Raw genomic sequence first — 26,198 nt, 5'->3', positions numbered from 1 at the left:
ACCGTTCAGCGTTGACATGACTCAACCGGCGCGTCCCGCGATTTCCGTCGAGTTCGTTGAATCGCCCGCTGAAGATCGAGAAAGAGGCGCGCCGATCAGCGTGATCATCACGCCTGAACACTCGATTGGCGGCGCTCATGCCGTGCACAGCCCAGACGCACCATGGTCCTGCTCGAAACTCTCGGCAACATCGTCAAGCTGATCGCGAGCGTCGGCGGCCTGTACCTGGTCGCGTTGCTCTACGCCCAGCATCGCCAGCCTGCGTGGGTCGACACCCTTCGGGCGCGGCGGATTCACGTCCTCTGGCTGCTGGTCCTCACCAGCCTCTCCATCAAGATCGTGGAGGACGTCGTGACCGGCGACTCTGGCACGATCGACCGGGCTCTGCTCATCTTCCTTCGAGCCCATCTGGCGGGTGCGCAGCCGATCTTCGAAGCGGTGACGTTGTCCGGGTCAGCCGAGGTACTGACCCCGCTCACGCTTGGAACCTGCCTTGCCTTGGCGCTCAGCAGACGGCGCCAGGAAGCAGCGCTGGTCGGCACGTCAGTGATTTCCGCAGCGGTGCTCGTCTATGTCGTGAAGCTGGTCGTCGGCCGGCAGCGGCCGGCATTGTGGGAGACGGCTCGGTACTGGGGAGCCAGCTTTCCCAGCGGTCACACGCTTGTCGTGGCCGCATTCTCGATGTCGATGGCCCTTGCCTTGTCGGGGATGAAGCCGGCCGCTCGCACGGCCTTGCTGACGATCGCCTCGCTGTGGACCGTGTTGGTGGCCATCTCGCGGCTCGTGCTCGGCGTGCACTGGCCCACGGACGTGTTGGTGGCCGCGCTCGCCGGCACCGCCATTCCGCTGGGAATCTCGCTGCTCATGACGCACGCCCTGCAAGTGAAGGCCCAACGTCCCTAAACATCCCTAATCGCGCTCGCGACCTTCGCCGTCCTTCTCCGGTTCCGCGCGCGGATCGCGATGGCATTCCACGCAGTTCTCGAAGCTCCGAATGCCCTCCTCAAGGTGTTCTGCACGGACTTTGGCCTGCGAGTGCTCGTGGCAGCCGTAGCAGGTATACCGGCTGTAGTCGTTGTTCGTGTGACAGGTGTCGCAGCGCGCGTCGTGGTCACCGTCCAGCACGAAGTACTTGGCATGGTCGAAGGTGGCCGGCTTCCACGCGCCGGTCTTGTGGCAAGACGTGCAACTACCTCGGATCTGCCGATGCAGCCGGTCGGTGGGGGCGTTGTGGCAACTCTGGCAGCGGTCGAGGACGGCCGGGGCGAGTAGCTCGTGATCGAAATGTGCCGGCTTCCACGCCTTGCTCCCGTGGCATTGCCTGCACTCCAGCTTGACGTCACGGTGCACAGTGTCCTTGGGCGCCCGATGACATGACGAGCACTGGTCTTGCACCGAGGCCTTCAGCAGCCCGTGGGAAAACGGCTTGCGGCTGCTCTTGGTGAGCTTGGGGCCTTGGTGGTCGCTGTGGCAGGCCATGCAATCCTGCTCGGTCAGTTCCTGGTGGAACGAGACCTTGACGCTGCGGGCGGGGATCGGCACGCCTTTGGTGGTTTTCAGGCCGATGTCGGCTACGGCGTGGCACTCGGTGCAGCGCTCGCTTGCCGCGCCACGCCAGGCGGCGTGGCAGGCGAAGCAGTCGGTCGCCAGTTCGGCGTGCCCCTTCACCAGCGGCCCAGGGCTCACCATGAGATGCGGGTACGCGAACGCCAGCGCGACCAATACCACCAGGTTGAGCGCGATGACGATCAGCAGGACCGGGCGCTTCTTCACTTCCAGCCCCAGAACAGGAATACCGCCACGATGTGCGCCGAGGCCAGCACGCCGAAGGCCAACGTGATGGGGAAGTGCACCACGCGCCACTGCTTGACGGCATCGAAGGTCAGGCTGTCCCAGTAGAGCTCGTCCTCGAGTGCCGGCTCCGGCAGGCCGCGCGCCCGCATCCGCAGGCGGGCCTCCTCCAGACGGCGCCGCGCGCGATCCAGCAGGAACTTGCCGGTGAGTCCACTGCCGACGTTGAGGAGCATCGCCCACACCGCCAGCCACCCAAGGATCGCATTGAAGTGCACGCCGGCGTGTACCAGCACCAGCAACGATCCCAGCCACGCGAGCAGTTCGTGCCAGCGCAGCAGCAAGGCCGGTCGTCCGCTGTGGAGCAACTTGTGCTTGCGCAGCGAGTAGGCGGCGGTGGAGGCGACGATGAGCAAGATGCCCGGTATGCCGAGCCACCGCCCGACCCACAGGAGATTCAGCAGGTGCAGCAGGCCATCGAGCGACAGCGCCACCAGCGCCAGCAAAGCGAGGCTCCCCACAAAGGGCAGCACATCGCGCCGGAAGAGTCGGGCCTTGAGCGGCATCAGGCCTCCAACACCAAGGCGGACGCGGGCCGCCCGACGCAGAGCAGGCAATGCCCCGGCGCCAAGTCGTGGTCGGGCGTGTGCTCATACTGGACCGAGCCTTCGAGCACGCGTGTCTCGCAACTGCCGCAGCCGCCTGAACGGCAGCCGGATTCAACGGCGATGCCGTGGCGCTCGGCGAAGTCGAGCAGGGAGGCATCACGACCATCCCAGGCCAGGGTTCGGCCAGAACGTCGGAACTGCACCTCGACTGCCACAGCCGCTTCCACCGCGTCGTTGGAGCCGGGCTGGCGGATCGACGCGGGACCGAAAGCCTCGTAGTGGAGGTCGGTGAGCGGCACACCCCATTCGGCGAGTGCGGGCACGAGGGTCTGCATCATGGCCGGCGGGCCGCACACGTAGAACTGGTGCCGGCCGTGCGGCAGCGTGCGGCGCAGCAGTTCCACGTCCACATGTCCCTTGTGCTGGAAGTCGAGCCCCTCGCGGTCGGAGGCATCGGGGCGGCTGTAGGCGACGTGAAGCCGCAGCAAGGGATGGGCGGCCGCCAGGGCTTCCAGTTGCGGCTTGAAGGCGTGCTCGCGTCCGTTGCGCATGCCGTAGTAGAAATGCAGCACCCGCTGCGGCTGATGTACCAGGCTCCAGCGCAGCATGCTGATCATCGGTGTCACGCCGATGCCACCTGCGATGAGCACGGCCGGCACCGCAGCGTCCGGGTCGATGAAGAAATGCCCGGATGGCGCTTTCACGCGGAGCAGGTCCCCGACCTGCACGCGATCATGGAAGTGGTTGGACGAAAGGCCCGATTCGAACTCGGGATGATCCGTCGGCGGCGGCACTCGCTTGATCGTCACCCTGTAGTGCGTCGGTTCGGGACGATCGGACAGCGAGTAGCACCGCGTGATGGTGCGAAGGCCGCCGGGCAGGTCGAGCGAGAAGGTCAGGAACTGGCCGGGCTTGAACGCCGGAAGCGGCTGTGCGTCCACCGGCTGCAGGTAGAACGAGCATTGAGTGCACGCCGGATCCTCGTATTCACGCCTGCTGACGCGGAACTCGCGCCACCCGCTCCACGCGGCATCGGCCCGCGCGTGCGGCGCCGGCATCGCACCTTCTCCGGCAGCCCGCGCCGTCGATCGTCGCCACAGCGTCCAGGCGATGCCGGTCGACAATTGCAGCAGCAGCGCTACAGAGATCCAGGCGAGCAACTGGGCCGCACTCATGCGCTCAATGCGTCAACAGGACAGGAACGGACGCGAGGACCACGGTCTTCAAGGCGACCGACCCGAAGGTCGCGTGATGCAGAGCCCCCGTTCCGTGGGTCGCCATCGCGATCAGGTCCGCTCCCTGGCGAAGGGCCAGCTCGGCGACGCTGGGCGCGGCATCTCCCGCCAGGAGCGACACCTCGTGTGAGATGCCGGCTTCGGTCAGCAAGTGGGCCGCGGCGGCCACGGCCCGGCGGCTTTGCTCGCCGCACCAGCGGCGCAGCACGTCGTCATGTGGCGGCATGATGCTTTCGAGCAGAGTCAATGCGGGTTCGAAGTGGACGAGGTTGACGTGCAGCGGGCCGAAGAAGTCGCGCAACGCGACCAGCCGCTGCACCGCCGAATCGGAAACCGCAGACCCGTCCAGCGGTGCCACGACCTGGGTGAACTCCCGGCTTATGCTGGGCAGCTTGGCATCGGGCTTCACCAGAACCACGGGACACGGTGCCGCCGGCGCGACGCGCAGCGCGACCGACCCCAGCGCGAAGCCACCCAGCATCCCCGCACCGCGCGTGCCCATCACCACCAGCGAAGCACCACACTCTGCCGCCACTTCAAGGATGGTGGAGGCCGGGGCCCCGGAGCGCACGAGCGTGTGCGCGGTGAACCCTGCCTCTGACAGGGTCCGCTGGTGCACCGCCAGCAGCGCCTGCGCGTGGGCCTGCTCGCGGTCCGACATTTCCTGCCACTCGGCCGCGGGGTCCGGCACCGCCTTCATCCGAGGCTGATGGACGTGGAGCAGCGTGGGCATCACGGTCCCCGGGCCACCGCGCTTGCTCGCGCAAAGGAACTCCACCGCTCGCGCTGACGCAGCGGACCCGTCGATGGGGAGAAGGACCTGCATGTCGAGCTCTCCGGTTGCCGTCGGCTTCGCGCCTCTCGATGAGCCGACATCCCGCAGGACTTTCAGCCCAGCCGGCCTTCCATCGCTTGATCCCGATCAAAGGAAGACAGACCGAGAGGACGAGACTGCGAGCCATGAGCCACCGCCGCGTCCCGCTCGACAAACTACCCACCATGCGGATCGGCGATGCCGGCCTGAGCGCCTTAGAAGTCGAGGCTCAGCGCCGCCATGGCTTCAATGACATCGTGGCCGACGCCACCAGCGGCTGGTTCGTGGTTGCGCGCGACACGGCGCGCGACCCGATGCTGTGGTTCCTGGTACTGACGGCTGGCCTGTTCGGGCTGCTGGGGCAGGTCACGGAGTCGCTCACCCTGCTGGTGGCGATGGTGCCGTTGCTGGGCATGGACGCCTACCTGCACCGACGCACGACGGCGTCGTCCGCAGGGCTGGCGAGCCGGCTGGCCAGCTCGGCCCGCGTGCTGCGCGACGGCAAGTGGCTGGACATCCCGTCGCGCGAGTTGGTCCCCGGCGACCTGGTTGAGGTGAAAGCGGGCGAGTACTTCCCAGCCGACGGCCTGCTGGTGGGGGGGAGCGAGCTGCAGGCGGACGAGTCGACCCTGACCGGCGAGTCGCTACCCGTGCCGAAGCAGGCGCTCGAACCGCCTGAGGCAGCACTGCCTGAGAGTGCAGCCGAGGCGCAATGGGGCACCGCGGGCACCCGCCTGCTCACAGGCCAAGCCAGGCTGCGCATCATCTGCATCGGCACAGACACCCGCTATGGCGAGATCGTGCGGTCGGCCACAGAAGGCGGTCACACGAGCACGCCACTGCAAAAGGCCATCGGCCAACTCGTGGCGACCCTGCTCGGGATGGCGATCGTGATGTGCATCGTCCTGGCCGGGACACGGCTGTGGCAAGGGCACGGCTGGATCGACGCCCTGCTCAGCGCCGTGACACTGGCGGTGGCCGCCCTGCCGGAAGAGTTTCCCGTCGTCTACACATTCTTTCTCGGTGTTGGCGTCTTTCGGCTGGCGCGCAGGAAGGCCCTGGTGCGGCGCGCGGTGGCGGTGGAGAACATCGGCCGCGTCACCTGCATCGTGTCGGACAAGACCGGGACGATCACCGCCGGCACCCTCGTTCTCGCGCACCGCACGCCCGCGCACGGAGAGGATGACGATTCGGTGCTCCGGGTGGCCACCTTGGCCGCCAGACCGGACAGCGGCGATCCGCTCGACCAGGCCTTGCATTCCGCGCTGGGGCGGCTGCCTCCTGCGACGCGCTTGTCCCAGTTCCCTTTCACCGAAGCCCGGCGTCGCGAGACGGTGATCTGGCGCCTGGCTGACGGTGATCCGATGGCCTTCACCAAGGGGGCCCCGGAGACGGTGTTGTCCACATGTGAACTGACGGGCGCGGAACGCGCCGCGTGGCTGGACCGTGTCGAGGAGTACGCCAGGTCGGGCCACAAGGTCATTGGATGTGCGCACCGTGAAGTGCGTGTAGGCGAGCCGTTCGACGTCGAGCCCGATGGAGGATTCAGGTTCGCAGGCCTGCTCGCCTTCGAGGATCCGGTGCGTGAGGGCGTGCGGGAGGCCATCGGCGACTGCATGGCCGCGGGCATACGCGTCATCATGGTCACCGGAGACCACCCCGCCACCGCCGAGGCGATTGCCCGTGAGATCGGCCTGGGCGGCGAGGCGCCCCGGGTCGTGGTTCTCGCGCCCGACGACGATGCCGCCAGGGCTCTCGGCCCTCACGATGGAACCCATGTGGTCGCGCGCGCCACGCCACCCCAGAAACTTGCTCTCGTGCAGGCGCTTCAGGCCGAGGGCGAACTCGTCGCCGTGACTGGAGACGGCGTGAACGATGTGCCGGCGCTTCGCCTGGCCGACATCGGCGTCGCCATGGGCGAGCGCGGCACGCGCAGCGCCCGCGAGGTGGCGCCGGTGGTACTGCTGGACGACAACTTCAGAACCATCGTCGATGCCATCGCGGAGGGGCGCCAGCTCTTCGAGAACCTCAGGCTCTCCTTCGTGTACCTGCTGCTCGTGCACATTCCGCTGGTGATCGGGGCGGCCGCCATCCCTTTGATGAACCTGCCTCTGCTGTTCCAGCCCATTCACGTGGTGTGGCTGGAACTCGTGATCCACCCGACGGCGATGCTGGCCTTCCAGGATCTGCCGCGCACGGGGCCGCTGTCGCCCGTCTCGCGCAAGGGCCGGGCTCGCTTCTTCTCGACCGGCGCGTGGCTAGCAATCGGCCTGTTCGGTGCGATGCTGAGCGTGGCGGTGGTATGGAGCTATCTCCATGCACTGGGCATTGACCGCAACGTCGACCACGCACGTGGGATGGCGCTGAGCGTGTTGCTCATGGCCAGCGCGGGTGTCACCATCGGCCTGACCAGCATGCGCCGGGCCACGGCCCGGTGGTTGGTGGCAGGCACCCTTGCATCGCTGGGCCTGCTGGTGCAGATGCCGGTTCTCAGCCGCTGGATGAACCTTCGACCGCTGCATCTCATCGACTGGGGCCTGGTCGCCGCCGTCGGGGGGGTGACTTGCGTGGCGACGCTCCTGCTGGCCTCACGGATGCGCCGCCATTCGAGTTGAGCCGCGCGTTGAGGCCCCTGGATGGAGGACGACGAGCATCACCCCCCGCAACGGCTCGCTGGCGCTTGACGAACCAACCTAGAGAGCCTCAAGCGCCGGGCGGCGCTGAAGCGTTACCTCGCCGGTGGCGAACTGCCGGTTGACAACAACTGGGTGGAGAACCACATCCGACCCATTGCGATGGGGCGTCAGAAGCCGAGTCCCGCTCCCGCGCCTAGCAGCGTTGCGACCCCAAGCACAGCGAAGATCACCGCAGCGATGGAGTGCACGAGCTTCATTGGAATCCTGTTGGCGAGCCTTTCGCCAATGAACACGGCTGGCACGTCTGCCAAGAGCATCCCCATCGTGGTTCCGATGACCACCAAGATCGGGCTGGCATAGTGAGCCGCCATGGCCACGGTAGCGATCTGCGTCTTGTCTCCCATCTCGGCGAGGAAGAACGTGATTAGCGTGGCCCCGAAGACGCCGAATCGCTTCGCGACCTGCGTCTCCTCTTCCTCGATCTTGTCGGGAATCAGGGTCCAGATGGCCATGCCGATGAACGACGCCCCCAGCACCCAGCGGAGGATTTCAGGGGAGACCGCCGCGGTGATCCAGGCACCCAAGGCCCCGGCGACACCGTGATTCACGATGGTGGCGCACACGATGCCGGCAATGATGGGCCACGGCTTCTTGAACCTTGCGGCCAGGATGAAGGCGAGAAGTTGAGTTTTGTCGCCAATCTCGGCGAGAGCGACGACACCAGTTGAGACGAAGAGTGCTTCCACGAACGTTCCACGGCCGGTTCCAAAACAAATGACCACAGCGCTTCCCCGGCCAATGCGGAGGCGAAGTGGTCAAAGGTCTTGCCAGGTCGAGAAACTGCTGACGCCATGGCCTGCGGGCCAAGTGTGTTGACATCAGCCTCTTCGAACGAAGAGCGGCTACTCCCCAATGACCCGTTGATTGTCGCTCAACCCGAGCGTCAGGCCGGCCACCACCCAGGCCGTCGTCACGTACCTGCGGTGCGTCCGCAAGAGTGGGATGCTCGCTCGCCTTGCTCGGCAGTGCCTGGGGTGGCGGGCTCGCCCGCCCGCCGTTCATGGCCGGGATCGGCGACTGAGGGGATCTGCCGCAGGCAGTGGACGCGAGCTGCGCGGTTCACGCCACCCGTGCGCCGTCTCCACACATGGGTGAAGAACGCAATTCCGCTTGCGGCGTTGGTTGTCATCGCTACATTCGTTGTCGTCAGGTTCCCATCGACCAGTACCGCCTAGCGATGACGGCTTTGCCGGACGAATACCCTTTGCAGCGCATGATTCCCCTCGCCCTTTGAGCCCGGACGCCAGGCACCTAACCGCGAGACCGCGTACTGCGCCGGCTCGATCAGGATTGGGGTCAGCCATTGTTGGCTGAGCCCCTCCCACACCACCCGGCATGCGGGTCTGCACCGGGCGGTTCGAGCGCTTGAGGTCAGGAGAGTGGGGGCAGGCCGAGCCGGTCGAACCAGGCAATGGTGAGCACGCCGTTGAGTCCCGCCGTACTGTTGCGCCACCAGCGCCGGCTGTTGCGCTTCGCTTCGTTCGCCGTGATCAGCTTACGACGGGACTTGCACCCGTAGAGTGCGCCCATGCTGGGCGCACCACAAAAAAGGCCGCCCCGAGGGGCGGCCTTTTTGCATGCGCTTCAGCGGCTTCAGAACGTGTAGCTCATCCCGAGCTTGTACTGGCGGCCGGAGGTGAAGTAGTTGTGCACGAAGGTGCCGATGTTCTGCTGCATCAGCTGGCGGCTGGTGGCGTTGGTCAGGTTCAACGCGTCCAGGCTCACCGTCAGGCCGTTGCCGAACTTGTACTGCATGCCGACGTCCAGCTGGCCGTAGCTGTCACCCCACAGCGGCAGGCCCAGCGGCAGCGTGTGCTTGCCGTAGGTGGGGCTTGCCGGGTTGGTGTCCAGCGCGTTCTGCTGGTTGGGCCCGGTGTTGTCGGAGTTCAAGGCCACGCCCTGCAGGTAGCGCTGGCGCCACGAGTAGGCCACGCGTGCGGACAGCGGACCCTGGTCGTACATCAGCGTGAAGTTCAGCGTGTTGCGCGACAGGTTGGGCAGCGGCATGCCACCGAAGGAGCTTCCGTCGGTGTCGCAGCCGTTGACGTACAGGTTCAGGTTGTCCTGGCCTGCGCCTGCCGAGCAGAAGGAGGTCTGCACGCCGTTGTAGCGCTTGAGCTTGCTGTCGACGTAGGTCCAGTTCATCTCGACACCCAGGCCCGACAGCCAGCCCGGCAGCATGTCGAAGTAGCGCCGGAACGCGAACTCGACGCCGCGGGCATGGCCCTTGGCACCGTTGGTCGGGCCGGTGACGACGAAGTCGACCGGCGTGCCGTCGATGGCCGTCAGGCGCGTCGTGTAGGTCTGGTTGATGATGATGTCCTTCAGCTCCTTGTCGAAGGCCGCCACGGTGATGGCGCCCGTCTTGCTGAAGTACCACTCCCCCGTCACGTCGGCCTGCGTGGACTTGATCGGCTTGAGCATGGGGTTGCCGTCCGACGTGCCCGAGGCGCTCACCGACTTGACGTTGCCCGTGTTCTGTTCGATCTGGACGGACTGCTTCAGCTTCGACGTGGCCTGCATGTCGCCGGTGCTGGGACGCGAGAGGCCCTTGGCAAGCGCGAAGCGGAACTGCAGGTCCGGCTGGGCCTTCAGGCGCAGGTTCAGGCTGGGCAGGTAGTCGGTGAAGCTCTGGTCAAAGCGGCCGGCGACCTTGTCGACCTTGACCGGATGCACCACGACCCCGCCTGCACCGGGAGGTACCGCATCCTGGTCGATGACGGTGTAGCCGTTGGCACGGTCCTTGGTGTTCACGACGCGCAGGCCGACGTTGCCGTCCACCGGCATCGGCAGGTCGTCGAAGGCGAAGCGCAGCTGGGCGAAGGCGGCCGTCGTGCGCTCGTGCTGGTCGTTCACGCCGGACGGGTCGCCATAGCTGGCGGGGGCCCAGCTGTACGGGTTCACGTTGGAGCCCTGCCAGCCGCAGGTGCTGCCGCCCGGCATGCCGTCGCACAGCGGCTTGACGAGGTCATGCAGCTGCACATAGCTGTTCGGGAAGCCCTGCACCACCGACGCATCCGGGAAGAGCATCGTCGGCACCGTGGTCTTGCCACCCATGAACTTGTTGAAGCTCTTGACGACGGTCGGCACCGAGTAGTTCGTGACCCGGGCCGTGTCGGGGATGTACCAGCCGGTCTCCCAGGCCTTGGTGACTGCGGCCCAGTTGTAGTAGGGCATGGCCTTGTAGGTCTGGGCGTCGCGGTCGGCGATGCGCAGGCCGAAGCGCAGGTCGTTCAGGAAGGGATGGTCCTGGAACTGGTAGCGCGCGTCCAGGCGCAGCGCCTTCTGCTGGGCCTTGCCGTGGTCCAGCGCCTCCATCGTCGTGGCCCAGTAGTAGTTGGAGGGCTTGTCGAGGAAGGCGATGTCGGCGGCGTCGTAGACGATGCGCGGCATCGAGCCCGTGAAGTCCACCGTCTGCTTGGGCAGCTGGATGCCGGTCGCGACGTTGGAGTCGAAGCTCTGGGTCTTGGACTTCACCAGCTGGGCGTCGGCCGTGAGCGTCCAGGCCGGCGTGGCGCGCCAGCGCACGTTCCACGACAGGTCGTCCGTGCGGGAGTCGCGCTGCGACAGCCGCGCGTTGTTCTCCATCTCGATGCCGCCGGTGGTGCTGTTGAGCGTGCCCTTGCGCAGCAAGCCGTTGTCGCCCCACTCGGCATCGGTGATGTTGATGGTGTAGGGATCGACCTCGGCCTTGACGGCGTACTCGCTCATCGCGGAGCGGAACTTCGAGCGGAAGAAGGTCAGCGCGGACTCGACGTTGTCCTTCCTCCACTGCAGCGCCGCGTACACGCCGTTGCGCGTGCGGTCGTAGTCCTGCTCGCGCCAGGCCAGGTCGCGCGAGTACCAGCGGTGGTCGGGGTTCACCGTGGTGACGCTGTTGGTGGTGGTGGTCGTCGGGTAGTAGGGGTCGACGGTGGTGGTGTCGGTGCGCAGCTTGCTCTTGGAGTGCGCCACGTCGATCAGCGCGCCGAACTTGCCCAGGTCCGTCTGCCAGGTGTTGCTGACCAGGAAGGACCCCTGAGGCGACCGCTTGCCGTTGAGCTGCGTGTAGGTCATGGCGAGGTTGCCCGACGCCTTGAAGCCGCCGTAGTCGAACGGCAGCGCCGTGCGCAGGTTCACCAGGCCGGCGATCGCGCCCTCGATCTGCTCGGCGGACGGGTTCTTGTAGACGTCGACGCCGCCCATCAGTTCCGGCGGCACGTCCTCGAAGCCCAGGTTGCGCCCTTGGTTGGCGCTGAAGGTTTCACGGCCATTGAGCTGGGCCGCCACGTAGGTGAGGCCACGGATCACGACGCCCGAGCCTTCCACCGAGTAGTGGACCGGGTCGCTGCGCGCCTGGGTGCGGTCCATGGCGACGCCGACCATGCGTTGCAGCACCTCGGTCACCGAGCGGTCCGGCAGCTTGCCGATGTCTTCGGCATTGACCGAATCGACGATCTCGTCCGACTCCTGCTTGATCTTCTGTGCCGACGCCAGCGCGGCGCGCCGCCCCGACACGACCACGGTCTCCAGCTGTTGCGACTCCTTCTTGTCGGCCGCCGGGGCGGCCGCGGTCTGCGCGATGGCGGGTGCCGCCCAGACGACCAGGGCCTGGGCCGCTGCCACGGACAACGTTGTCCGTTTGAATCGATGTCTCATCCTCGTTACTCCTCTTGGTTGGATACAGGCCTTCTGCGGGCCTCGCGTGGCGACCGCCGCTCCACGACCTGCGGTCTTTGTTGGAATCTGTGCCGGGGTACCGCCGCGTCTGGCGGGCGGTCACCCCTCGTGGGTTGGGGAATGCATCCGGGTGCGGCTAGCCTCCCCGGTCCAGGACGGGGACGGTGCGGCCGGCGTGGTCCAGGGCCACGGCCTGCAGCGTGGCCGGCAGCGCGCCGGCCACTCCGATGCGCCGGGCCGGACCCGGCACCAGGTCGATGAAGTTGTCGTCGAGGTCGGCGCCCTGCAGCCACAGGCCCTTGACCGGGCGGTCGCAGCTCAGGGCCAGGGCCGAGCCCGCGCGCACGATGTCGATGCAGGCGCCGCCCAGCTGGTAGAACCGGAAGGGTTCGGTCCAGGCACAGTCGCGGGCCAGCTCGCGGCCCTCGGCGTCGAGGGCGCACAGTTCCGCGACGACGGGCCCGCCCAGCAGCGGCAGCGCCTGCGTCGTCTCGGCGCTCGCCGAGGCCGGCACGTCCAGCGCCAGCCGGCTGCTGGCGAGCTGGCGGCCGTCGAGCGCGAAGACGCGCAGCTGCAGCGTCGGCGTGAGCGCCTCGGTGGTGCCGTTCATGACGGCCAGCCTCGCCTGACCCGCCTCCAGGCGCACGGCGACGGCGACGGGGGCCAAGGCCCGCCGCACCGCATGCCAGGCCGGCTTGACGGTGCCGGCGGCATCGATGAGGGCCCAGCTCGTGACCGGCCAACAGTCGTTGAGCTGCCAGACCAGGGCACCGCCCACCGCGCGGGCGCCGGGGCGCTGCCAGCGGCGGCGGAAGTCCTGGTAGGCCACGCGCATGGCCTCGGCCTGCACGAACTGCGTCGCATAGACATGCTCGGCCAGCGTCGGGCCCACGCGCAGGTTGTCGGCCAGGTAGACGGCCAGGCGGCGATGCCCGTCGGGCCCGGCGGGCGAGCCGGCCTTGTTGTGCCACTGCACCGTGCGGCTGCCCGGGAAGCGCTCGTCCTCGGGCAGCACCGATTCGAACAGCGCCAGCGACGGGTGCGACTGCATGCCGAACTCGCTGACGAAGCGGGCCTGCACGTCGCCGTAGCGCTGGTAGGGCAGCATCTGCTGGTGCCAGACCTCCCAGCTGTGGCGGTCGCCCACGGTCGCGTCGGAGGACTTGGCGTCTCCCGGCGTGAACGGGCTGCCGGGCCAGTAGGGCCGGCCCGGGTCCAGCGCGGCGCAGACCTCGGGCAGCAGGCCTTCGTAGATCGCCCGCGCCTCGAAGCGCTCCGCGGGCACGCCGGGGCCGGCCAGGCCGACCGACTCGGCCAGCATGTAGTCCTCGTTGTTGCCGCACCAGAGCGCCAGGCAGGCGTGGTGGCGCAGGCGCTTCACGGCGGCTTCGGCCTCGGCCCGCACGCTGGCCAGGAAGGCATCATTGGCCGGGTACAGGCCGCAGGCGAACATGAAGTCCTGCCAGACCAGCAGGCCCATCTCGTCGCAGGCCTCGTAGAAGGCCTCGTGCTCGTAGATGCCGCCGCCCCAGACGCGCAGCATGTTCATGTTGGCCGCCGCGGCCTGGGCCACGCGCTGGCGGTAGCGCGCCGGCGTGATGCGTTCGAGCAGGCTGTCGTCGGGAATCCAGTTGGCGCCGCCGGCGAAGAACTCCCGCCCGTTGACCTCGAAGTGGAAGCTGCTGCCGGCCTCCCCGGCGACTTCGGCCTGCACCAGGCGCAGGTCGCGCAGGCCCACGCGGCGGCGGTCCTCGGCCAGGGAGCGGTCACCGTCCACGACACGGGCGACCACGGTGTAGAGCGGCTGGTCGCCCAGGCCGCGCGGCCACCACAGGCGCGCATCGTCCAGGGTCAGCGTGGCTTCGGCGCGGGCGCCGGCCGCCACCGCGGCGCGGGCCACGGCGCGGCCCTCGGGGTCCAGCAGCTCGAAGTCGCATCCCAGGCCGGCGCCCGCGCCCTCGATGCAGGCCGAGACCTGCAGCGTGGCGCGCCGCGCCGCCACGTCGAGCCGGGTGCGGACCTCGAGATCGGCCACGCGGGCGGACCAGCCATGCCGCCGCACCGCACGCCACGGGCCGCTGACCAGCAGCTCCGGGCCCCAGTCCCAGCCGAAGTGGTACTGGGCCTTGCGGGCGTGCAGCCGGGCGCTGTCGCCGTTCCAGAGCGCCCGCTTGCCGTGCACCGCCTCCACGGCGCGCGCGCGGGCCAGCGGCGGGTCGAAGCACAGCAGCAGCTCGTTGCCCTGGGGGCGCAGCCGCTCGCGCACGTCGGCCCGGCGCGGCACGAACATGTTGTCGGACGCCAGCAGCCGCTCGCCGTTGAGCCAGACGGTGCAATAGGTGTCCAGGCCCTCGAAGACGAGATCCTCGCGCGGCGCTAATTCGTCGGCGTCGAAGCGCAGCCGCCAGGCCCAGCGGCGCTCGGCCACCCAGGCCACGCCGGCTTCGTTGCAGGCGTAGAAGGGGTCGGGAATGCGCCCCGTGGCCAGCAGCGCGCCATGGGCCGAGCCGGGCACGCTGGCACTCAGCCAGGCGGAATCGGGCAGGTCCGCCAGCGCCGGGCCGTCCAGCCCCGGGGGGACTTCGGCCAGCTGCCAGCCGTCGTGCAGGTCGATCAGTCGTTCAGGAGTCACGTCGCGGCGCCGTTCGAAGCAGCGCTAAACATTTATTTGTTGCGCATTCTGTTTCTCTCGATTTCAGCCGGCACTCGGGGATAGTCCCGATGTTTGAACGGCGATACAACCGGCGGATGGATTCTTCTTGCGAACATAATCCACATCGTTTAGTAAACAAGATCCAGAACGCGATGCCCTCTCCCACCGCCAGCACCCGCCGGCTCGCCGCCGTGGCGCTGGCCCTGGGCCTGGCCGCGTCGGCGGCGCTCGCCCAGCGGGCGCGACTCGTGGTGTGGATGGTGGGCGACGACAAGACGCCCCGCGTGATGCAGCCGGCCGTCGACGCCTACCGCGCCCGGCATCCCGACGTCGACATCGAAGTGCGCGACGTGCCCTGGGCCGACGCGATGACCAAGTACTCCGCCGCGCTGGCCAGCCGGCGCGGGCCGGACCTCGTCACCGGCAGCACCTCCTACGCCATCGCCCTGGGCGCCAAGGGGGCCCTCGTCGACCTGGCCGAGGCGGCGCCCGACCTCGCCGCCGAGCTGCAGCGGCACGCCAACCCCGGTGCCCTGCAGGCCATCCGCCGCGCCGACGGGCGGCTCTACGGCGCGCCCTTCGACATGCACGTGCAGCTGCAGTACTACCGCAGCGACCTGCTGGACAAGGCCCCGGCCGATTGGGACGGCTTCATCGTTACCGCCCGCGCGCTGCGGGCCCGGGGCCATGGCATCGCCCAGCAGTGGGGCAACACGAGCTGGCTGGGCTTCTATCCCTACCTGCGGCAGGCGGGCGGCGCGGTGTACGACGCGAGCTGCCGCCGCGCCGTGATCGACAGCCCCGAGGCCGTGCAGGCCCTGGCCTACTACGCCCGCCTCTACCGCGAACTGCAGGCCCCCACCGACGGCTGGCCCGATGCCGACGGCGGCCTGGAGAGCGGCGCCTACGGGCTGATGCAGTCCGGCACCTGGCTGCTCTCCCGCATGGACATGGTGCACAAGGGCCTGGCGGGCAAATGGGCCGCCGCGCCCCTGCCGGCCGGGCCGACGGGCCGGCGCACCGCCGTGCTCGGCGGCACGGTGCTGGCCGTCATGCATTTCTCGCCGCGGCGCGAGCTGGCCCTGGACTTCATGCGCACCGTCTACAGCCCCGAGGTCAGCCGGCGCATGGCCGAGGCGGCCCTGGCCTACGGCGGCATGTGGCTGCCCTCGGGTCGGCAGGACCAGATCGCCCACCTGTCCCTGCCCTTCCGCGACGCCCTGCTCGCCCAGCTCGCCGACGCGGAAGGCCCGCCGCCCTGCCCCGCGTGGATGCGCCAGGACTACCTCGTCACGCGCGCCGTGCAGCGCGTCGTGCTGGCCGGTGGCGACCCCCGCACCGAGCTGGGCCATGCCGCCGCCGTCATGAACCGCGCCCTGGAGGCCCAGCAATGACCTCGTGGCGCCGCCATGGCCGGGACATGCTGCTCGTCTCGCCCTTCTTCGCCCTCTTCGGCCTGTTCGGACTCTGGCCGGTGCTGCGCTCGGCCTGGATGAGCTTCACCGACGACCACGCCACCGAAGCCCCTCGCTGGGTCGGCCTGCGCAACTACGCCGAACTCGCCGCCGACGAGCGCTTCTGGACGGCGCTCGGCAACACGACCGCCTACATGGCCTCGGTATCGAGCATCGCCGTGGTGCTCGGCCTGGTGCTGGCGCTGAACTTCGGCGGCGAGACGCGGCTGCACCGGTGGACACGGGTCGCCTTCTTCCTGCCCTCGGTGGCCGGCGGCGTGGGCGCCATCTCGGCCTGGAAATGGCTGGCCAACTCCGAGCCCTACGGCCTGTTCAACAGCCTGCGCGCCGCCCTGGGCCTCGAGCCGGCACGCTTCCTCGGCGACCCGCAATGGACGCTGCCGGTGCTGGTGCTGGTGGGGGTGTGGTCGGTGCTGGGCTACAACCTCGTCGTCTTCGTCGCCGCGCTGCGCGCCATTCCCGAGGAGCTCTACCAGGCCGCGCGGCTGGACGGCGCCTCGCCCATGCAGCAGCTGTGGCACGTGACCCTGCCCCAGCTGCGCCCGACGCTGGCCTACGTCAGCGTCACCGGCATGGTCGCCAGCTTCCAGGTCTTCTACGAGCCTTACCTGCTCTACGGCGCGGTGGACACGCTCGGGGGCCCGCTGGACTCGGCGTTGATGCTGGTGACCTACCTCTTCGACCGGGGCTTTCGCCAGCTCGACCTGGGCCTGGCCTCGGCCGCCGCGTGGGTGCTGACGACGCTGCTCTTCGGCCTGACCTGGCTCAACCTCAGGCTGGTGGGCCGGGAGGCGCGGCCATGAAGCGGACGATGAGGTGGACAGCCTGGCTGCGCGCCCCGCTGTGGCTGCTGGTGCCGGCCATGCTGCTGCCCTACTACTGGATGGCCATCGGCGCCTTCAAGACGGTGGGTGAGCTGCTGCGCCAGCCGCCCACCCTGTGGCCACAGGCACCCACGGGCCGCAACTTCTTCAACCCCGACTGGGCCGGCACCACGGCCGACCCCGATCGCCTGGCCGGCATCCTGCAGTTGCAGGTCGAAGGCCATGGCTTCCTGCGCTTCTACGCCAACAGCCTGCTGGTCACCCTGGTCGTCACGGCGGCGAGCCTGCTGGCCGCCTCCTTCGTCGCCTTCGTGCTGACCAAGCGCCCCTTCCCCGGCAGCCGCTGGCTGTTCCGCGCCCTGCTTCTGTCGATGATGCTGCCCTGGGAGGTGACCATCGTGCCCAACTTCGTCACCGTCGCGCGGCTGGGCTGGATCAACCACTACGCCGCCCTGCTGGTGCCGGGCCTGGCCAAGCCCTTCGTCGTCTTCTACTTCCACCAGGCCATGCGCGCCGTGCCGGACGAACTCGTGGCCGCGGCGACGCTGGACGGCGCCGGCACGCTGGCCATCTGGTGGCGTGTGGTGCTGCCCCTGCTGCGCCCCGCGCTGGCGGCCATCGCCATCCCGGTGGCCGTGGGCGAGTGGAACAACTTCCTGTGGCCGCTGCTCGTCGTCAACGACGCGGCCATGCTGACCCTGCCGCTGCAGCTCGGCAAGATGGCCGGCGACCTCAGCTTCAACCCGCAGTCGGCCGCCGTGCTGATGGCCGGTTCGCTGCTGGCCTCGCTCCCGGCCGTGCTGCTCTTCCTGCGCCTGCAACGCCAATTCGTCGCGGGCCTTCAGGCCGGAGCCACCAAGGGATGAAGATGAAGTTGTTGAAAGGATTTGCGTTGGCCTTGTCGATGATGTTGCCGGGCCTGGCCCAGGCGGACGAGCGGCTGCAGGCCGTCATGCAGAAGCTGGCCGCGGGCCAGTCCATCACGCTGGCGACGATCGGCGGCTCGATCACCACCGGCTATGCCGCGCAGCCGCCGCGTGAACGCGGCTGGGCGGCCCTGCTGGCCAAGTCCCTCGGCCCGAAGGTCAGGCTCGTCAACGCCGGCGTCAGCGGCACCGACTCCGCCGCCGCGGTGCAGCGTCTGCAGTCCCAGGTGCTGGACACGCAGCCCGACCTCGTCGTCGTCGAGTTCGGCGTCAACGACCAGTGGCTGGACCCAGCCGTGCGCGGCAGCAGCTACGAGGCCTTGCTGCGCCGGCTGCTGACGGCGCCGCGCCCACCGGCCGTCGTCGTGCTGGGCCTGACCCAGCAAGGCAACCAGCCGCGCGACGCCGTCGACCTGCAGCTCGCGCTGGCCGCGCACTACGGCCTCACGGCAGTGGACTTCGGCCGCTGGATGCAGGCCCGCGTCGAGTCCGGCGCCGACCGCTGGGCCACGCTCTACGACGAGCCCGTGCACCCGAACGCCATCGGCCACCAACGCATCGCCCTGGCCGTGGCCGAAGCCCTGCATGCCGCGACGCGCCAGCCGGCCGGCTCGCCTCAGCCTGTGCCGCCACCCCTGCCGGAACCGCGCTTCGGGCGTGCCCACGAATTCACGCGCATGCTGGCCGGCGACACCCTCAAGCCCTACCGGCAGCACGGCTTCGCCCGCGGCGGCGAGGTGCATCCCGAGTGGACCGGCCAGCAGCCCGGCTGGGTCACGACGGCCGACGACGCCGAGGCCAGCTTCCTCGCCTACGGCAGCGAGATCGCCGTCTTCCACGCCGAGAGCGACCGCTACCGCAACCTCGAGGCCCGCGTGGACGACGGCCCCTGGGTGACGCTGCGCGGCCAGGTGCCGGAGCGCCAGGGCTATCTCGGCTGGCACTACACCGTCGTGGGGCGCGACCTGGAACCCACGGCCCACCTGCTGCACGTGCGCGTGAAGCGCGACGAATGGGCCGGCAGCGGCCGGCCGGCCAGCCTGCTGGCGGTCATGTCGGCCGGCCTCTACCCGCCGGCCCTGCGCCCCGACGACTTCGCTCCCGAACCCGCCTCCGGGGACCGCATCGCCCCCAGCGATCCGCGGCTGCGCTGGGTCGGCCGCATCGGCGAGCTGCCCGCGGGCAAGCTGCTGGCCTGGAGCGGCAGCGAGCTGCGCGCCCGCTTCAGCGGCCGAGAGCTGGGCCTGGGCCTGGCGTCCACGCACGGCGCCACCAGCTACTTCACCGTCGAAGTCGACGGCCGCCGCCACGTGCTGGCCGTGCCCGCCGGCAGCGCCGGCGACTGGCGGCTGCGCGAGCCTCTTTCCGACGGCCCCCACGAGCTGCGCCTGGTCAAGCGCACCGAGGGCTCCATGGCCGAGGCCGTCTTCACCAGCCTGCGCCTGGCCGCCAACGGCCGGCTGCTGGACCCGCCGCCCGCGCGCCCCCTGAGGCTGGAGTTCTACGGCGACTCCATCACCGCCGGCGCCTGCGACGGCGACGTGGCCGAGGACCAGTACGAGGACCTCTATCCCCACGACGGCACGCGGGCCTACGGCGCCCTGACCGCCGCGCGCCTGGGGGCCGACTACGTCGGCATCGCCGTCAGCGGCATCGGCATCACCGCCACCTGGCACGACCTGCTGATGCCCGAGGTCTGGGACCGTGTCGCCCCGCGCAAGAACGCCGCCGTCGCGCCGCCGGACCGGCGCGCGCCGGACGTCGTCCTGCTCAACCTGGGCCAGAACGACCACGGCTTCCCGGCCTCCAAGGGCCAGTCCATCGCGCCGGACTTCGGTACCCGCTACCTCGCCTTCGTGCGCCAGCTGCGTGGCCGCTACCCCAAGGCGCGGCTGGTGCTGCTGATGGGCGGCATGTCGGCCCCGCGCGAGCAGCCGGCCATCCCGCACGCCGTGCAGCAGGCGGTGCAGCAGTTGCGATCCGAGGGCGACGACAAGGTCTGGCTCTACCGCTTCGAGGCCTTCGCCTGGGCCCACCCGCGCATCGACGTGCACGAGCTGATGGCCGACGAGCTGGTCCGTTTCTTGAAAGACGAGGTACTCAAGTGAAAACCAAAGGCAACCACAGAGACACAGAGGCCCGGAGGAAATGCAGACAAGACCTTTCTCTGTGTCTCTGTGCCTCTGTGGTTGCATTTCTGCATTCGTTTCGTCCGCCGCGGGTACTGCGCGGCGCCATGGAGAACTGAAATGACGCCCCCCCTGCCCGACATGCGCCGCCCCGAGGCGCTGTACGCCCACATGCGTCACACGCTGGCCTTCTACGCCCCGCGGGTCATCGACCCGAGCGGCGGCTGCTTCCAGTTCTTCAAGGACGACGGCAGCGTCTTCGACCGCCGCACCCGCCACCTCGTCAGCAGTACCCGCTTCGTCTTCAACCACGCGCTGGCCTGGCGCTGGTTCGGCGGGCCGGTGGGCGACGTCGCCCATGCGCTGGCCTTCGTGCAGCGGGTCCATGCCCAACCCCAGGGCGGCTACGCCTGGGTGCTGGATTGGCACGAGGGCCGGGCCGCGGTCATCGACGGCACCAACCACTGCTACGGCCTGGCCTTCGTGCTGCTGGCCCATGCCCATGCCACGCAGGCCGGCGTGCCCGGCGCCCGCGAGGGCATCGCCGCCACCTTCGAGCTGATGGAAGCGCGCTTCTGGGAGGCGGCCCACGGCCTCTACGCCGACGAGGCCACGCCCGACTGGCAGGTGGCTGCCTACCGCGGTCAGAACGCCAACATGCACGCCTGCGAGGCCATGCTGGCCGCCCACGCCGCCACCGGCGAGGCCCGCTACCTCGACCGTGCGCTGACCCTGGCGACCGCCATCGCCCAGCGTCAGGCGGCGCTGGCCGGCGGCCTGGTCTGGGAGCACTACCACCCTGACTGGACGCCCGACTGGGACTACAACCGCCACGACCGCACCAACATCTTCCGGCCCTGGGGCTTCCAGACCGGCCACCTCACCGAGTGGGCCAAGCTGCTGCTGATGCTGGAGCGCCGGCTGGGCGCAGGCGCGCCGCAGTGGCTGCTGCCCACCGCGCGCCACTTCTTCGACACCGCCATGCGCGAGGGCTGGGACGCCACCCATGGCGGTCTGGTCTACGGCTTTGCGCCCGAGCGCGAAGGCGGCGGCGTCTGCGACGGCGACAAGTACTTCTGGGTGCAGGCCGAAAGCCTGGCCGCCGCGGCCTGGCTGGCCGTGCGCACCGGCGACGAGGGCTACTGGCAGTGGTACGACCGGCTCTGGGCCTACGCCTGGGCGCACTTCGTCGACCACGAGCACGGCGCCTGGTACCGCATCCTCGGGCCCGACAACCGCAAGCTCACCGACGAGAAGAGCCCCGCCGGCAAGACCGACTACCACACGATGGGGGCCTGCCAGGACGTGCTGGCGGCCCTCGGCTTGCAACCGCCCGCTCGGGAGGCCACCCCATGAAGAAACGCCTTGGCATCGCCCTGCTGGCCTGCGCCGCCGCAGCCCAGGCCGCACCGCTCGAATGGCGAGGCATCAGCCTGTCCGGCGCCGAATGGGGCGAGAAGCTGCCCTTCCCCGGCGTTCACGGCAAGGACTTCGTCTACCCCAGCGTCGACAGCACGGCCTACTACCAGGCCAGGGGCATGAACCTGATGCGCGTCGGCTTCCGCTGGGAGCGGCTGCAGCCCCGCCTGATGGGCGAGCTGGACGAAGCCGAACTCGCCCGGCTGCGCGGCTTCGTGGACGGCACGACGGCGCGCGGCCTGCACGTGCTGCTGGACCCGCACAACTACGCCGCCTACAAGGAGGTGCGCATCGGCACGACGGAGGTGCCCGTCGCTGCCTTCGCCGACTTCTGGCGGCGCCTGGCGCTGGCCTTCAAGAACAACCCGCGCGTGCAGTTCGGCCTCGTCAACGAACCGCACGGCCTGCCCACCGAGACCTGGGCCGAGGCCGCCCAGGCCGCCATCGACGCCATCCGCGCCACCGGCGCCAGGAACCTCGTGACCGTGCCGGGCAACGGCTACACCGGCGCCTGGAGCTGGTTCGAGACCACCTGGTACGGCAGCGCCAACGCCGACGTGATGGACCGCGTGCACGATCCGCTGGACCGCATGCTTTTCGAGGTGCACCAGTACTTCGACAAGGACGGCTCAGGCACCACGCCCGACTGCCTGAGTCCGCACATCGGCGAGGAGCGGCTGCGCCGCTTCACGGCCTGGCTGCGCGAGCACAAGCGCCGCGCCCTGCTGGGCGAGATCGGCGGCGGCTCCAATCCCGTTTGCGAACAGGCCGTGCAAGGCGCCCTGCGCCACCTGCAGGCCAATGCCGACGTCTGGGCCGGCTGGCTGTGGTGGGCGGGCGGCCCGAGCTGGGGCGACTACTTCATGTCGCTGGAGCCCGAGGCCACGGGACGCGACAAGCCGCAGATGCGCTGGCTGGAGCCATTTCTGGGCGACAAGTAAAAAAGCGGGCCGCGGCCCGCTTTCCATTTCAGTTGTTCATGGTGCTGCGCGCCACCCGCATCCGATGAAACGGGGAATTTGCGGGCCGAGCGCTGGGCCGCTCCCGAGCCGGCCCGCTGGCGATGTGCTTGCGGCTCAATGCCGCAAGCATCGCCGCCCCCTCGGGGGACCGACCAGGCTTGCGCGCGTCCAGCGCCGCAAGACTGGGCGAGGGGCGCCGGCTTCAGCGGCCGAAGCCGCCCTTGCGAGGGCCGCCCGGGCCGCGGCGTTCACCGCCGAAGGACGGGCGGTCGCCACCGAAAGCCGGCTTGCCGCCGCCATGGAAGGGGCGGTCGCCCCGCGGCTGGAAGCCACGGTCGGCGCGCTCGTCATGGCGCGGCTGGAAGCCACGGTTGTCCGGGCGGGGCTGGAAGCCCTGGCCCTCGCCACGCGGCGCGAAGCCCCGGTCGTCGCGCGGCTGGAAGCCGCGCTCGTCACGGCGCGGGCCGGCGTTGTCGAAAGGCCGGCGCTCTTCCCAGCGGCCACCACCGGGATGGCCCTGGCCCTGCGGCCGGCCACCGTCCTCGCGGCGGAAGTTCTTGTTCCCGAAGGCCGGGCGGCCCGCGCCGAAGCGCTCGCCACGCTCGAAGCCCTGGCCCGCCGGGCGCGGCGGGAAGATGCGCGGCTCCTGCGTGCGCGGCTCCAGGCCGGCGATGCGCTCGACCGGGATCTCCTGCGTCGTGAACTGCTGGATGCGGCGGATCATCGACACGTCGTCGCGCAGGCCCAGCGTGATGGCCAGGCCCGAGCGGCCGGCACGGCCGGTGCGGCCGATGCGGTGCACGTAGTCCTCGGCCTTCATGGGCAGGCCGTAGTTGATGACGTGGCTGATGGTCGGCACGTCGATGCCGCGGGCCGCCACGTCGGTGGCGACCAGCACCTTGAGCTGGCGCTCGCGCAGCGCGCGCAGCACGCGGTTGCGCTTGCCCTGGGGCATGGCGCCGTGCAGCGGAGCCACGGCATGGCCGATCTCGGCCAGGCGGTCGGCGAGCCAGTCGGCGTCGCGCTGGGTGCTGGTGAAGACGACGGCCTGGTCCAGCTCCGGCACGGCCAGGATGGCCTCGAGCAGCTGGTCCTTGTGGTGGGGATTGTCGGCCCAGTGCAGGCGCTGGGTGATGTTCTCGTGGGTGTCGGTGTGGCTGGCGACCTCGATGCGCATCGGCTCCTTGAGCAGCTCCTGCGCGAGGCGGCCGACGTGGCCGGCGAAGGTGGCGCTGAACATCACCGTCTGACGGGTCGGCGGCGTGTGGCCGGCCACGACGTGGATGTCGTCGATGAAGCCCATGTCCAGCATGCGGTCGGCTTCGTCCAGCACCAGCATCTCGACGTTCTCGAGCACGCACTTGCCGCTGGCCAGGTGGTCCAGCAGGCGGCCCGGGGTGGCGATGAGGATGTCCAGCGGGCCGGTGAGCTGGCGGATCTGCAGCGGATAGGGCATGCCGCCCAGCACCGTCGCGACCTTCAGGCCGGGGATGTGGCGGCCGTAGGTCTGGGCCGCCTTGGCCACCTGCATGGCCAGCTCGCGGGTCGGGGCCAGCACGAGCACGCGCGGGCCGTAGATCTTGCCCTTCTCGCGGCGCTTGGTGTTGTCGCCGCGGGCGGCGAGGATCTTCTCCAGCGCCGGCAGGATGAAGGCGGCCGTCTTGCCCGAGCCCGTGCGCGACGAGACCATCAGGTCCTTGTTGGCGAGGGCGGCGGGAATGGCTTGCGCCTGCACGTCGGTGGCGTTCTCGTAACCGGAATCCTTGATGGACTGCAGCACGGCGGGGCTCAGGCCCAGGGTCTCGAAACTCATCTGTCGTTCTTTCGTTCGTTCTTCACGCCGCGCGGGCAAACGCGCAGCGCCGAGGGGCATGGCAAGCCCTTCGGAGTCATCGTCAAAGTCGCTGGGAGATAGATCAGCTCGCGTCGTGCGGCTCGGGCTCGTTACTTCAGCCCGGGTGCGGCGCGGGGGAACAGTCAGTCAAAGCGACGGCTTCATCGCCGCCGACCGATCCGTGTTCGGAGTCCGATGCTCCCGGATGACGGGTTTGATCGAACGAGGTCAGAGGAGACGTGTGACACCTGGAGTTGCCTCCAGGCGAAGCCGCGACTGTAGCATGCCTCAGGGTTTTCACCAAATCTCCGCTCGAACGGGCGGTACGAGCCCCGGCCCGCCGGCGGCGAGGGCCGGCCTACGCCATCAGGACCGCGGGCAGCCAGCCGCGCAGGCTGTTGAAGAAGGCCAGGCCCTGCGCCCGGGCCAGGTCGTCGGCGGTCAGCCGCCCCTCGCGGATGCGCCCCTGCGCCAGCAGCTCGGCTCGCAGCACGCCCGGCAGCAGGCCGCAGGCCAGCGGCGGCGTCAGCCACTGTCCGTCCAGTTGGACGGCCAGGTTGCCGAAGCTGCACTCGGTCAGCTCGCCCGCCTCGTTCCACAGGATGAGGTCGAAGGCCTCGGCCGGTTTGTCGAGGGCGTAGGCCTCGCGCCGCGTGGTCTTGTGGGCCAGGAACTCGGCGCCGGGGCCGCGCGTCGCGACGGGCCGGCCGGCCAGGGCCAGCCGCACCGGCCCGGCCGTGGGCGTGAAGGGCGCCAGCGTGTGCGCGAACCGGCCCGAGGCGTCACAGGTCAGGCGCAGCCGCCAGGCGCCTTGCGGGTGGGCCTCGGCCACGGCCCGCAGGTGTTCACGCGCCTGGGCCGGCGAGAAGCGCAGGCCGAAATGCCGCGCCGTGCGCTGCATGCGCGCGAGGTGGGCCTCGCCGCGGACGGCCACGCCGTCCTGCAGCAGCAAGGTCTCCAGCGCCTCCACGGGGGCCTGGGCCCGAGCCAGGAAGCGGGCCTTCGCCTGCCATTCGGCAATCTCCGCGGCGGGTTCGCTGTCCAGCGTGATCGCGCTGCCAACACCGCAGGCGAGCTGACCGGCATGGAATTCGACGGTGCGGATGGGCACGTTGAAGGTGGCGACGCCGCCGGGCTGGACGAGGCCGAGCGCGCCGCAGTACCAGCCCCGCGCCGCCGGCTCCAGCTCGCGGATGACCTGCATGGCGCGGATCTTGGGTGCCCCCGTCACCGAACCGCAGGGGAAGAGGGCCGCGAAGGCGTCTGCCAGCGTCAGCCCCGGGCGGCTGACGGCGGTGACCGTGGACGTCATCTGCCACACGGTCGGCAGCGCATGCAGCTCGAACAGGCGCGGCACCCGCACCGTGCCGAGGGCCGCCACGCGGCTCAGGTCGTTGCGCAGCAGGTCCACGATCATCAGGTTCTCGGCGCGCTCCTTCTCGCTGGTGCGCAGGTGGGCCTGGGCGGCCTCGTCCTCGACCCGGTCGCGCCCACGCGGCGCCGTTCCCTTCATGGGCTGGGCGGCGAGCAGCCAGCTCGCCCTGGCGCCCGGCACGGGCCGCCAGTCGAAGAACAGCTCGGGCGAGACGCTGGCCGCGCCGGCCTCGCGCAGGAAGAGGCTGAAACCGCCAGGCTGGCTGGCGTGCAGGGCCAGGAAGAGCTGCGCCGGGTCGAGGTCTGGCGCCATGGCGCGCAGGCGCGTCGTCAGGTTGACCTGGTAGCAGTCGCCGGCACGGATGTAGTCGCGGATGCGCTCGATGGCGGCGTCCGCGACCGCGGCCTCGTCCTGCCAGCCCAGCAGGCCGGTGAAGGCCGGCGGCGACTCGGGCCAGGGCTCGGGCGGCGTGTCGTAGACGGCGAACTCGGCCAGCGGCGCCGTGGCCGGATGGCTGGCCAGGGCCTTGTCGAAGGCCGCGGCGGCCTCGTAGCGCAGGCCGCCCAGCACCCAGGCGCCGGCCCGCGCCGCCGCCTCGGCCTCGCCGACGACGGCGGCCACCTCGCCGTGGCTCAGGGCACGCAGCCAGCGCGCGGGCGGCGCCGTCCAGCAGCCGCGCAAACGCTCGCCGTCCTCGCGGGCCAGCGGGTGGCGGGGAAAGTCGAAAGCGGCGTGCAGCACCCGCCAGCCTTCAGAGGGGGACGAGCTGGGTCAGGGGCTCGCAGGCCTTGTCGTCGC

The 26,198-nt window shown here is 69.7% G+C and carries 18 protein-coding genes, 1 pseudogene and 1 riboswitch; of the genes and pseudogenes, 9 read left to right on the top strand and 10 right to left on the bottom strand.

Annotated elements, in window-relative coordinates; translation table 11 throughout:
• Positions 1 to 162: 162 nt before the first annotated feature.
• Positions 163 to 903, top strand: a complete 741-nt coding sequence (locus tag LXT12_RS23865; RefSeq protein WP_233394808.1) for a phosphatase PAP2 family protein — start codon at positions 163 to 165, stop codon at positions 901 to 903.
• 6 nt (positions 904 to 909) lie between these two features.
• Here LXT12_RS23865 and LXT12_RS23860 read toward each other — a convergent pair whose 3' ends face one another.
• From LXT12_RS23860 to LXT12_RS23845, 4 genes are read right to left on the bottom strand one after another with little or no spacing between them, the layout of a single operon-like run.
• The gene (locus LXT12_RS23860) at positions 910 to 1,773 is read right to left on the bottom strand and encodes a cytochrome c3 family protein (RefSeq protein ID WP_233394807.1); all 864 of its coding nucleotides are present in this window, start codon (positions 1,771 to 1,773) and stop codon (positions 910 to 912) included.
• Positions 1,770 to 2,357 (bottom strand): hypothetical protein, encoded by a 588-nt coding sequence (locus LXT12_RS23855; RefSeq protein WP_233394806.1) that lies wholly within the window; start codon positions 2,355 to 2,357, stop codon positions 1,770 to 1,772. The genes LXT12_RS23860 and LXT12_RS23855 overlap by 4 nt, the downstream gene beginning before the upstream one ends.
• Positions 2,357 to 3,574, bottom strand: a complete 1,218-nt coding sequence (locus LXT12_RS23850) for a 2Fe-2S iron-sulfur cluster-binding protein (protein ID WP_233394805.1) — start codon at positions 3,572 to 3,574, stop codon at positions 2,357 to 2,359. Before LXT12_RS23850 ends, LXT12_RS23855 begins: the two co-directional genes overlap by 1 nt.
• Before the next feature lie 4 nt (positions 3,575 to 3,578).
• Complete coding sequence (locus LXT12_RS23845; RefSeq protein ID WP_233394804.1) at positions 3,579 to 4,460, bottom strand: universal stress protein; 882 nt, start codon at positions 4,458 to 4,460, stop codon at positions 3,579 to 3,581.
• A 134-nt stretch (positions 4,461 to 4,594) separates the two neighbouring features.
• On the opposite strand from LXT12_RS23845, the gene LXT12_RS23840 reads away from it, so the two are divergent.
• The gene (locus LXT12_RS23840) at positions 4,595 to 7,063 is read left to right on the top strand and encodes a cation-translocating P-type ATPase (protein ID WP_233394803.1); all 2,469 of its coding nucleotides are present in this window, start codon (positions 4,595 to 4,597) and stop codon (positions 7,061 to 7,063) included.
• Positions 7,064 to 7,147: 84 nt separating this feature from the next.
• A pseudogene (locus LXT12_RS23835) lies at positions 7,148 to 7,252 on the top strand (IS66 family transposase); the annotation flags it as partial.
• Here LXT12_RS23835 and LXT12_RS23830 read toward each other — a convergent pair.
• The 4 genes from LXT12_RS23830 to LXT12_RS23815 form a co-directional block, all read right to left on the bottom strand.
• Positions 7,252 to 7,830, bottom strand: coding sequence for a TMEM165/GDT1 family protein (locus LXT12_RS23830; protein WP_233394802.1), 579 nt, complete (start codon positions 7,828 to 7,830; stop codon positions 7,252 to 7,254). The pseudogene LXT12_RS23835 and the gene LXT12_RS23830 sit on opposite strands and share 1 nt — an antisense overlap.
• A 4-nt stretch (positions 7,831 to 7,834) precedes the next feature.
• Positions 7,835 to 8,007: riboswitch (yybP-ykoY riboswitch) on the bottom strand.
• 508 nt (positions 8,008 to 8,515) lie between these two features.
• Positions 8,516 to 8,674 carry a hypothetical protein gene (locus LXT12_RS27160; RefSeq protein ID WP_419964791.1) on the bottom strand — a complete coding sequence of 53 codons (159 nt, stop codon included), beginning with the start codon at positions 8,672 to 8,674 and terminating at the stop codon, positions 8,516 to 8,518.
• 63 nt (positions 8,675 to 8,737) lie between these two features.
• Positions 8,738 to 11,782, bottom strand: a complete 3,045-nt coding sequence (locus tag LXT12_RS23820) for a TonB-dependent receptor (protein WP_233394801.1) — start codon at positions 11,780 to 11,782, stop codon at positions 8,738 to 8,740.
• A 157-nt stretch (positions 11,783 to 11,939) separates the two neighbouring features.
• Positions 11,940 to 14,435, bottom strand: coding sequence for a glycoside hydrolase family 2 protein (locus LXT12_RS23815; protein ID WP_233394800.1), 2,496 nt, complete (start codon positions 14,433 to 14,435; stop codon positions 11,940 to 11,942).
• Between the two features lie 173 nt (positions 14,436 to 14,608).
• Between LXT12_RS23815 and LXT12_RS23810 the strand changes: the two genes are divergently transcribed.
• The 6 genes from LXT12_RS23810 (at position 14,609) to LXT12_RS23785 (ending at position 22,170) form a co-directional block, all read left to right on the top strand.
• Positions 14,609 to 15,850: an extracellular solute-binding protein gene (locus LXT12_RS23810; protein WP_233394799.1), complete on the top strand. Its 1,242-nt coding sequence runs from the start codon at positions 14,609 to 14,611 to the stop codon at positions 15,848 to 15,850.
• Positions 15,847 to 16,734, top strand: a complete 888-nt coding sequence (locus LXT12_RS23805; RefSeq protein ID WP_233394798.1) for a carbohydrate ABC transporter permease — start codon at positions 15,847 to 15,849, stop codon at positions 16,732 to 16,734. Before LXT12_RS23810 ends, LXT12_RS23805 begins: the two co-directional genes overlap by 4 nt.
• 8 nt (positions 16,735 to 16,742) lie before the next feature.
• Positions 16,743 to 17,621, top strand: a complete 879-nt coding sequence (locus LXT12_RS23800; protein ID WP_233394797.1) for a carbohydrate ABC transporter permease — start codon at positions 16,743 to 16,745, stop codon at positions 17,619 to 17,621.
• A complete protein-coding gene (locus LXT12_RS23795) occupies positions 17,618 to 19,789 on the top strand; it encodes a GDSL-type esterase/lipase family protein (RefSeq protein ID WP_233394796.1) in 2,172 nt (723 codons plus the stop codon). Before LXT12_RS23800 ends, LXT12_RS23795 begins: the two co-directional genes overlap by 4 nt.
• A gap of 141 nt (positions 19,790 to 19,930) precedes the next feature.
• Entirely contained in the window at positions 19,931 to 21,166 is a 1,236-nt protein-coding gene (locus LXT12_RS23790; RefSeq protein WP_233394795.1) for an AGE family epimerase/isomerase, read from the top strand.
• Positions 21,163 to 22,170: a glycoside hydrolase family 5 protein gene (locus LXT12_RS23785; protein WP_233394794.1), complete on the top strand. Its 1,008-nt coding sequence runs from the start codon at positions 21,163 to 21,165 to the stop codon at positions 22,168 to 22,170. The genes LXT12_RS23790 and LXT12_RS23785 overlap by 4 nt, the downstream gene beginning before the upstream one ends.
• Before the next feature lie 223 nt (positions 22,171 to 22,393).
• Here the strand turns inward: LXT12_RS23785 and LXT12_RS23780 are convergent, their stop codons facing one another.
• Together LXT12_RS23780 and LXT12_RS23775 are read right to left on the bottom strand one after the other, a co-directional pair.
• A complete protein-coding gene (locus LXT12_RS23780) occupies positions 22,394 to 24,004 on the bottom strand; it encodes a DEAD/DEAH box helicase (protein WP_233394793.1) in 1,611 nt (536 codons plus the stop codon).
• A gap of 379 nt (positions 24,005 to 24,383) precedes the next feature.
• Complete coding sequence (locus tag LXT12_RS23775) at positions 24,384 to 26,141, bottom strand: bifunctional chorismate-binding protein/class IV aminotransferase (RefSeq protein ID WP_233394792.1); 1,758 nt, start codon at positions 26,139 to 26,141, stop codon at positions 24,384 to 24,386.
• Positions 26,142 to 26,198 lie beyond the last annotated feature (57 nt).

Source organism: Pelomonas caseinilytica (assembly GCF_021353235.1).
In the GTDB taxonomy this organism is placed as follows: domain Bacteria; phylum Pseudomonadota; class Gammaproteobacteria; order Burkholderiales; family Burkholderiaceae_C; genus Pelomonas; species Pelomonas caseinilytica.
The sequence above is the reverse complement of the archived record's forward strand: the minus strand, read 5'-3'. Positions and strand labels throughout refer to the sequence as shown.

Bases quoted from the DNA above. Each gene is read 5' to 3' on its own strand.
- LXT12_RS27160 (WP_419964791.1), bottom strand. From the start codon at position 8,674: ATGGGCGCACTCTACGGGTGCAAGTCCCGTCGTAAGCTGATCACGGCG.
- LXT12_RS23810 (WP_233394799.1), top strand. From the start codon at position 14,609: ATGCCCTCTCCCACCGCCAGCACCCGCCGGCTCGCCGCCGTGGCGCTG.
- LXT12_RS23790 (WP_233394795.1), top strand. From the start codon at position 19,931: ATGACGCCCCCCCTGCCCGACATGCGCCGCCCCGAGGCGCTGTACGCC.
- LXT12_RS23850 (WP_233394805.1), bottom strand. From the start codon at position 3,574: ATGAGTGCGGCCCAGTTGCTCGCCTGGATCTCTGTAGCGCTGCTGCTG.
- LXT12_RS23845 (WP_233394804.1), bottom strand. From the start codon at position 4,460: ATGCAGGTCCTTCTCCCCATCGACGGGTCCGCTGCGTCAGCGCGAGCG.
- LXT12_RS23800 (WP_233394797.1), top strand. From the start codon at position 16,743: ATGAGGTGGACAGCCTGGCTGCGCGCCCCGCTGTGGCTGCTGGTGCCG.
- LXT12_RS23805 (WP_233394798.1), top strand. From the start codon at position 15,847: ATGACCTCGTGGCGCCGCCATGGCCGGGACATGCTGCTCGTCTCGCCC.
- LXT12_RS23780 (WP_233394793.1), bottom strand. From the start codon at position 24,004: ATGAGTTTCGAGACCCTGGGCCTGAGCCCCGCCGTGCTGCAGTCCATC.
- LXT12_RS23855 (WP_233394806.1), bottom strand. From the start codon at position 2,357: ATGCCGCTCAAGGCCCGACTCTTCCGGCGCGATGTGCTGCCCTTTGTG.
- LXT12_RS23795 (WP_233394796.1), top strand. From the start codon at position 17,618: ATGAAGATGAAGTTGTTGAAAGGATTTGCGTTGGCCTTGTCGATGATG.
- LXT12_RS23840 (WP_233394803.1), top strand. From the start codon at position 4,595: ATGAGCCACCGCCGCGTCCCGCTCGACAAACTACCCACCATGCGGATC.
- LXT12_RS23785 (WP_233394794.1), top strand. From the start codon at position 21,163: ATGAAGAAACGCCTTGGCATCGCCCTGCTGGCCTGCGCCGCCGCAGCC.
- LXT12_RS23865 (WP_233394808.1), top strand. From the start codon at position 163: ATGGTCCTGCTCGAAACTCTCGGCAACATCGTCAAGCTGATCGCGAGC.
- LXT12_RS23820 (WP_233394801.1), bottom strand. From the start codon at position 11,782: ATGAGACATCGATTCAAACGGACAACGTTGTCCGTGGCAGCGGCCCAG.